The organism is Frankia sp. CeRuru1 (assembly GCF_977966315.1).
Genome location: NZ_CDWWEW010000252.1, coordinates 1 through 7,544 on the forward strand (window position 1 = coordinate 1; position 7,544 = coordinate 7,544).

5 protein-coding genes are annotated in these 7,544 nt (G+C 70.6%); 3 read left to right on the top strand and 2 right to left on the bottom strand.

The annotated features are described in order from the left end of the window. Positions 1-300 precede the first annotated feature (300 nt). From AC08OP_RS16935 to AC08OP_RS16945, 3 genes are all read left to right on the top strand, one after another. Positions 301-1,515, top strand: coding sequence for an FAD-dependent monooxygenase (locus AC08OP_RS16935; protein ID WP_476615081.1), 1,215 nt, complete (start codon positions 301-303; stop codon positions 1,513-1,515). Positions 1,516-2,140: 625 nt separating this feature from the next. Then, positions 2,141-3,520, top strand: coding sequence for a Dyp-type peroxidase (locus AC08OP_RS16940; RefSeq protein WP_476615082.1), 1,380 nt, complete (start codon positions 2,141-2,143; stop codon positions 3,518-3,520). A gap of 465 nt (positions 3,521-3,985) precedes the next feature. Beyond that, complete coding sequence (locus AC08OP_RS16945; RefSeq protein ID WP_476615083.1) at positions 3,986-5,596, top strand: alpha/beta hydrolase domain-containing protein; 1,611 nt, start codon at positions 3,986-3,988, stop codon at positions 5,594-5,596. 73 nt (positions 5,597-5,669) lie between these two features. Here AC08OP_RS16945 and AC08OP_RS16950 read toward each other — a convergent pair whose 3' ends face one another. Both AC08OP_RS16950 and AC08OP_RS16955 read right to left on the bottom strand, forming a co-directional pair. Continuing rightward, a complete protein-coding gene (locus AC08OP_RS16950) occupies positions 5,670-6,104 on the bottom strand; it encodes a ferredoxin (protein WP_476615084.1) in 435 nt (144 codons plus the stop codon). Further along, the coding region (locus AC08OP_RS16955; RefSeq protein ID WP_476615085.1) for an NADH-ubiquinone oxidoreductase-F iron-sulfur binding region domain-containing protein at positions 5,990-7,544 on the bottom strand (1,555 nt) is incomplete at its 5' end. The genes AC08OP_RS16950 and AC08OP_RS16955, both read right to left, overlap by 115 nt.

Consider the following 7,544-nt stretch of genomic DNA (forward strand, 5'->3'; position numbering starts at 1 on the left):
GTCCAGCAACCCGACCAGCAATCTGACACTCGGGTAACCCGGCAATGCGGGGAAACCGGAAAACCCGGCAATGCGGGGAAACCGGAAAACCCGGCAATGCGGGGAAACCGGAAAACCCGACAATACGGGAAACCGGAAAACCCGACAATGCGGGGTAACCGGGCAGCCCGACAAGTGGGCACCACGACGTCCGTTGGAGGTGCTCCTCTCCGGGGACGACGGTGGTGACGAGCCGGCGAACGGTCGTTGCCACCCGCCGTCCGGGTCACGCCGAGGAGGAACACGGAGGAGGCACCTGCGGTGAGGATCGTCTGTGTGGGCGGCGGACCAGCAGGACTGTACTTCGCCATCTCGGCGAAACGCCGTGACGCCAGCCAGGAGATCATAGTCCTCGAACGCGACTCGCCCGGGGCGACCTACGGCTGGGGGGTTGTGTATTGGGATAACCTTCTGGACGTCCTTTTCCGGAACGACCCAGGCAGCGCTCGTGCCCTGCGGGCTGCGTCCACTCTCTGGCAGGAGCAGCGGATCAGTCTGGGCGGATCGCGGGCGGCATATCTCACCGGCTACGGCTTCAGCCTGCAGCGGGCCGCGCTGCTCGAGATCCTCGCCCGGCGGGCCACCGATCTCGGCGTCGAGGTGGAGTACCGGCACGAGGTAGACGACCTGTGCCCGTACACCGACGCTGATCTTGTCGTGGCGTCCGACGGCGCGAACAGCCGGGTGCGCCAGATGGCCCAGGACGATTTCGGTACCAAGGTCGAGATCGGCGGTAACCCGTACATCTGGCTCGGCACCGACAAGCGCTTCGACAGTTTCACCTTCGCCTTCGAACGGACCTCCGCAGGATGGATCTGGTTCCACGCCTATCCGTCCAGCGCCGGTATCAGCACCTGCATTGTGGAATGCTCCCAGCGGACGTGGAAGGGACTCGGCCTTGATCGCCTGAGCGCCGAGGACGCGCCGCGGATGCTAGAAAAGATCTTCTCTGGTCCGTTGGACGGCCATCCGCTGATCAGCCAGTGCCGCGGCCGGGCGGCGCGGTGGCTGCGTTTCGCCGATGTCACCAACCGGAGCTGGTACCACGACAACGTCGTGTTGATCGGTGACGCCGCCCACACCACGCACTTCGCCTTCGGGTCGGGCACGGCGCTCGCGATCGTCGATGCGGTCGCGCTCGCGCAGAGCATGTACGACAGCGGCGGCGATCTGCCGGCCGCGCTGCGAGATTTCGACCGGCGGGGCCGGGCGGCCCTGGGTCCTCTGCAGGCGGCGGCGCGGATGAGCATGGCCTGGTTCGAACGGGTGGACCCATACCTCGATCAGGATCCGATGTCGTTCGCCTACTCGATGGCGTCGCGCCAGGGCGAACAGCCGCCGTGGCGCTACCCGGTGCACCGTGCCAGCCAGCACCCGGCCGTGCGCAGGGTGCTGCGCGGACTGAACTCGAGTGCACGATGGGGCCTGGCCCGTCGTCGGGGCGAACCCGTCGCCCGGAGAAGTAGGGAGGGTTAGCCCCGGTCGACCGGGGCGTTTGCCGAGCGTCCCGCAGTGGTCGACGGCGCCCTCCACGGCGGATCATCTTCCGTGAGCTGCCGAAGATTTCCACCGGGAAGATCCAGAAGAACGTGCTGCGTGGCTGGGGCACCGACCTGAACCTCTGCGACCGGTGAGATCCGCCGGGCTGGTCCCGTGCGCCAGTGACGCCGTCGTTTCTGCACACTGATCGTTTCTGCACGCTGATCGTTCCCGCACGCTGATCGGTTTCTCGCGTTGCCCGTTGCCCGTTGGCCTGCCGTTCGGCATTTCCACTTCATTTTGTATCTATGTGTAAACGTTCGACGACACGATGTCTCTAGACCCGGGATGGGCGGCGCCGAGTGCGGTTCGGAAGTCACTATGCGGGACATGCGTCTCACGGGCATCGTGGAACTGCCCTATGACCCATGCGAACACCTCACCGGACGGCTCATCCGGGTGTCCTTCAGTGGCAATCGCCGCCTTGACGCCGGCCCGAGGATTGCCGGCCCGAGGAGGATGTCGGATCTCACTGCGGCGCCGGTACGGATCCCGTGAGCGACAGGACGGATGGAACCGGTAGGTCTGGACCGGTATGTCCAATAGGGCCGGTAGGGCGGGTATGTCGAACATTACGGATGTGGTGGACGCTGCCGATGTAACGGATATCGCCGATGCGGCGGATGCGGTCCGGGAGAACCGCCCGACCGGTCCCCACCGCCGCAGGGTGCTGCGGGGCGCCGGGCTGCTCGGCTTCGGCGGTGGTGTCGCGATCGGGGGAGGCCTCGGGGGAGTCATGGCCCTCGACAGCGGTGTCGCCGTTGCCGCGGAACGTTCCCGGGAGGACCAGTCGGGCGGGCCGGACCGCGTCGCCGTGGTCCGTCGTGAGGCGCTGGCCGGGGTGGTGGGTGACGGCTGTCACCAGCCCGGAATCGCCGACCGGCCTCCCGCGCAGCTCGTCTTCACCGCCTACGACCTGACGACGTCCGGCCCGGCCGCGGTCCGCGCCTCCCTCGCCGTGGTGCTGCGTACCTGGACGGCCGCCGCCGCGGTGCTGATGCGAGGCGAGCCGCTCGACGGCGCTGAGCGGGACACCCAGGGACTCGGACCGGCGGGACTGACGATCACCATCGGGCTCGGTGCGTCCGCGCTGCGCCGCGCCGGCCTCGACGCGCAGATACCCGCGGAGCTCGCGGACATCCCCGCGATGCCCGGTGACCAGCTCGATCCGGCGCGCAGCGGCGGGGATCTCGGCGTGCAGGTCTGCGCCGAGGATCCGATGGTCGCGGTCTCGGCTTCCCGGCAGATACGTCGTCTCGCCGCTCAGGATGCCCGGCCCCGCTGGATCCAGCGGGGATTCCTTCGTTCCGCGGCGGCCGCGTTCAACCCCGGGTCCACCCCGCGCAACCTGATGGGGCAGATCGACGGCACGGACAACCCGGGACCGGGCACGCCGCAGTTCGACCAGGCGGTGTGGGTGTCCAACGGGCCGGAATGGTTGCGGGACGGGTCCTACCTGGTCTGCCGGCGCATCCGCATGCTGCTCGATGCCTGGGCGCGGCTGGACGAGACGGCTCAGAGCGCGGTCATCGGCCGCCGCAAGTCCGACGGCACCGCGCTCTCGGCACCGCCGGTGGGGCAGGGCGGCGCTGAGACCATCCAGCCGGACTTCACTGCCCGCGCCGCCGACGGCAGTCTCGCGATCGCCGGCAACGCCCATGCCCGGCTGTCCCACCCGTCGTTCCACGGCGGGATCGCCATGCTTCGTCGCGGCTACTCCTATGACGACGGCCTGGACTCAGCCGGCGAGCCGGACGCCGGCCTGTTCTTCACGGCCTACCAGGCCGACCCGCGTACGGCGTTCGTCGCGGTGCAGCGGACCCTCGCGGCCGGCGACGCATTGAACACCTTCATCCGGCACACCTCCAGCGCCCTGTTCGCCGTCCCGCCCGCCGCGCCCGCGGGCGGTTTTCTCGCGCAGGGGCTCTTCGGCGCCGACTGAACGGCGCCGGCTGAACGGCGCCGGCTGAATGTCGACCGGGTGATCCTGTGTCGCGCCGTTCCGCACGGCCACTGAGCCGCATCCGCACACGTGCGGCCCGCCGTCGAGGGACGAGCGGGCTGCACGGCCGGGGCAGGATGGTCTGATGGGTAATCCAATGAGTGGTCCGATGACGCCGTACCTGTACCCGTACCCGTTCCCGATGCGCGGTGTGGTCGCGGCATGCCAGACGCGCCCCGCGAGAAACCGCACACCGGCCCGGAGGTGGCACCTCTCCACACGGCACCATCGAGGCTCGCGCGGACCACGGGGCTCCTGACCATCGGATCGGGATTTACGTCCCGGTCACAGGTCAAAAGTCCTCGGAATATGACATCTGAGCAACGGCGGCCATCGGTTCGATGCGCTCGCGTGCGGCACGATGGATCGTGGATCCGTGCGGCGAGCGCGCGAGGAACCGAATCGATGGAGCTGATGGAGATGGCGTCGGTGCGAGTCGACGGGCCGATCGCCGGCCAGGCGAGCCTGATCTCGACGTCTTTCGAGCTGGCCTCCATCGGCTATCTGGCGGAGGAGTTCTTTGTGAGCGGAACCGCCGACTCCTATGCCGCGACGGGTTCGCTCACCTCTGATGGCAGGTGGGACGTGGTGGTCGCCGGCCAGGCGCCGTTTCGGACCCGTCTCATCGTCTACCGGCCTGCCGACCCGACCGCCTTCAACGGTACGGCCGTCGTGGAATGGTTGAACGTCTCTGCCGGAATGGACGCCGCCGCCGCATGGCTCACGACGCATCGGCATCTGCTCCGCGCCGGTTTCGCCTGGGTGGGGGTGTCGGCGCAACGCATCGGCATCGAAGGGATCGAGACCGCCGAAGAGGCCGGTGTCGAAGTGAGGGCCGTTGCGGGTGGCGGTGGTGCTAGTGGCAGTAATGCGGGCGAAGGTGGCGCCGGGGAGCAACGCGGTACTGGTTGGTGGCCGATCGTGCCGTCGCTTAAGAGCGCCGATCCCACCCGTTACGCGATTCTGTCCCATCCCGGTGACGCGTACAGCTTCGACATCTTCCGTCAGGCCGGGGAAACCGTGCGTCGCGGTCTCCTCGATCACCTTCGTCCGGCGCGGATGATCGCCGTGGGCGCATCCCAGGCGGCGTTCTTTCTGGTGACCTATGTCAACACCATCGCGGCGCGGGACGGCGACGGCGGTGACGACGGCGGCGGCGTCCGTGGTAGGAGTCGTGCTGCCGGCGGTGGTGGGAGCCGTGCCGCCGGCGGTGATGGGAGTCCTGCTGCCGGCGGTGGCCATGGCGGTTTCGACGGTTACCTGGTCCAGGGCCGCCCGGGGACCACGGCGTCCCTCGACGGTCGGGGCGGCCCGACCCTGGCCGGGGATGTCCGGCTGCGCACGGACGTCGCGGTGCCTGTGATGGTCGTGCAGAGCGAGACCGACGTCGCCGGCGTGCTCGGCGCCGTGGGCGCCCGCCAACCCGATAGCGACCGGTTCCGGCTCTGGGAGATCGCCGGCGCGGCGCACGTCGACACCTACACGCTCAAGGCTGGTTTCCGTGACGACGGTGCGCTGCCCGCTGCGGAGCTGGTACGCCTTCTGGTGCCCAGTGCCGCCCCTTTCGGTGTCCCGTTCGCCGCTGCGATCAACAGCGGCCTGCAGCAGCACTATGTCGCCCAGGCCGCGATTGCCGCGCTGGACGACTGGATCCGTTATGGTGTCGCGCCCCCGTCCGCGCCCCACCTGCTAACCGCCGCGACGGAGCCGGCGGTACTTCTCCGTGACGCGGACGGCATCGCCCGTGGTGGCGTGCGCACTCCCTGGGTCGACGTTCCCATCGCCGTCCTGTCCGGCCTGGGGCAGAACCCCACCGACGCCTCCGCCATCTTCGGCTCCACCCGGCCGCTGGATTCCGCCACACTCGCCGCCCGTTACCCCGCCGGCGCCGAGGACTATCTCGCCGCCTTCACCCGGGCCACCGACGACGCGATCGTGACCGGATTCCTGCTCGCCGAGGACCGTGAGGAGATCCTCGCCCTCGCGGCCGCCAGCTACCCAGGCACGCGGCAGTAACGCTGCTTTAGCAAAATGGTAATGCGGCAGTAATGTAGCGAGTGAGACAGCGGACATCGGCCGCCGGGCCCGGCTACCCCTGTCCCTGGCCGGCGAGCAGGTGTAGCGCGAGCCGGGGACAGGCATCCGCCGCCCGGCGAGCATGCTCGATCAGCTCCGTGGAGACGGTGATTTTTCGGGTCGACTGTCCGGTCGTTCCGCGGGCCAGCGGATAACCTGCCGGATCGCGGGTCAGCAGCTCGGGTAGCAGCTCGACACACCAGCCGCGGCCGTCACACGCCGTCCAGTCGATCCACAGCCGGGCCGGGCCGGAGGCTGCGCCGGCGTTTGTGGTGTTCCTGGCATCTGTCTCCCTGCGGATTCGTTGACGCTGCCTGGTCGGGATGGGCGTCGTCAGGAGGCGCAGGCCGAGCCGAGGCAGCGGCCCTCGGCGTGCGCCCGGATGTCGCCGGCGAACGTGCGCAGCGCACTGTGCACGAGGCGGGCCGCGCCGTCCGGGTGGTGGCACGCGCCGCGACCGGCGACCAGGGCGGCGAGGCGCAGCGCCCGGATGGCGGACTGCCCCGGATCGCCAGCCCCCTGCACCGGGCCGCCGGAGCCGCCATCCGTTCGGGCCATCCCGGCCACGGCGTCCGCAAGCTGGGGCAGCCCGCTGGCGCATGGCCCGCACTGGCCAGCGTTCTGCGCGGCCAGGTACCCGACGATGCGCGCGGTCTCGACGAGCCCGCAGGCCCGGGCCGGGAGGACGGCGACCACTCCGGCGCCCGGTGCGGCACCCCACGGCGCCAGCGCCGCTCGGGACATCGCGATTGTCGTTCCCGGGCCGCCGGGCAGCCACGCACCGCTGTAGCCGCCGACCCGGAAGGCCCCGACCTGCTCGGTGAAGCCGCCCGCGAGCTGCGCGAGAGTGCCGAGCGGGGTGCCGAACGGCACCTCGACGACACCGGGCGCGGCGACCGCTCCCGTCACGGTGGCCAGGAACGTGCCCGGTTCCTCGGCGGTCCCGACCGAGCGGAACCAGCCGGCCCCCCACCGGGCGATCAACGCGAGGTGCGCGAGTGTCTCGGCGTTCTGCACCAGGGTCGGACGGCCGTGGAAACCGGCCTCGGCGAGCGGTTGCCAGTGCGCGCGCGGCCGGGCCGCCCCTCCCTCCAGGGCTGCGATGACGGCCGACGCCTCCCCAGCGATGAAGGTCTCCGGAGCCTCCCGGATCTGGACGGTGAACCGGTCCCAGCCCGCGGCCCGCCGTTGGGCCAGCGCCCGCCGGACCGCCGTGACCGCCGGCCCGGGTTTGAGATAGACGAAGGCCTCGTCGGCCCCGACCGCCTCCGCGGCGAGCTGCAGGCCGTCGAGGACGAGGTGGGGCGCCACGGTGAGCAGGGTGACGTCCTTGGCGCTCTCGGGTTCCCCTTCGGCGGCGTTGGCGACGACCATGGGGTGTGTGCCGCTCCGGTACCGGTCGGCTCGGTGCCCGGCGTTCCGGTGCTGGCTGTGCCGGTGCGCGCTGCCGGAGTGGCTGCCGTCGAGGCAGGTGCCCTCGGCGCTCGCGGCGAGTTTCCGCCAGGTGGGGAAGGCCGCGCCGCCCCGCCCGGTCAGCCCGGAGTCGTGGATCTCCGGAAGTAACCGCCCGGGTCCGCCGCGCCAGGGCAGCGGTCCGCACTGGCGGTCGTGCGCGGCGAGGTCGGACGCGGCCGCGGTCAGCAGCCGTCGGGCCGGGACGTGATGCGCGGGGAGGCCGCCCGCGCCGGCCGCGGGCCGTACCGCGTGCATGGCCGCAGGCCAGGGCTCGCGCCCCCACCCGGGCTGGACCTCAGGGGAGCCTGCGCCGCCGACGCCGCTGGTGGTGCCGCTGGCGCCGCCGGTAGCGATGGTGCCGCCGGTAGCGATGGTGGCGCCGGTCGGGATGGACGGTTGGGCCGCTCCGGCGGCAGCGCGGATGGTCATGTCT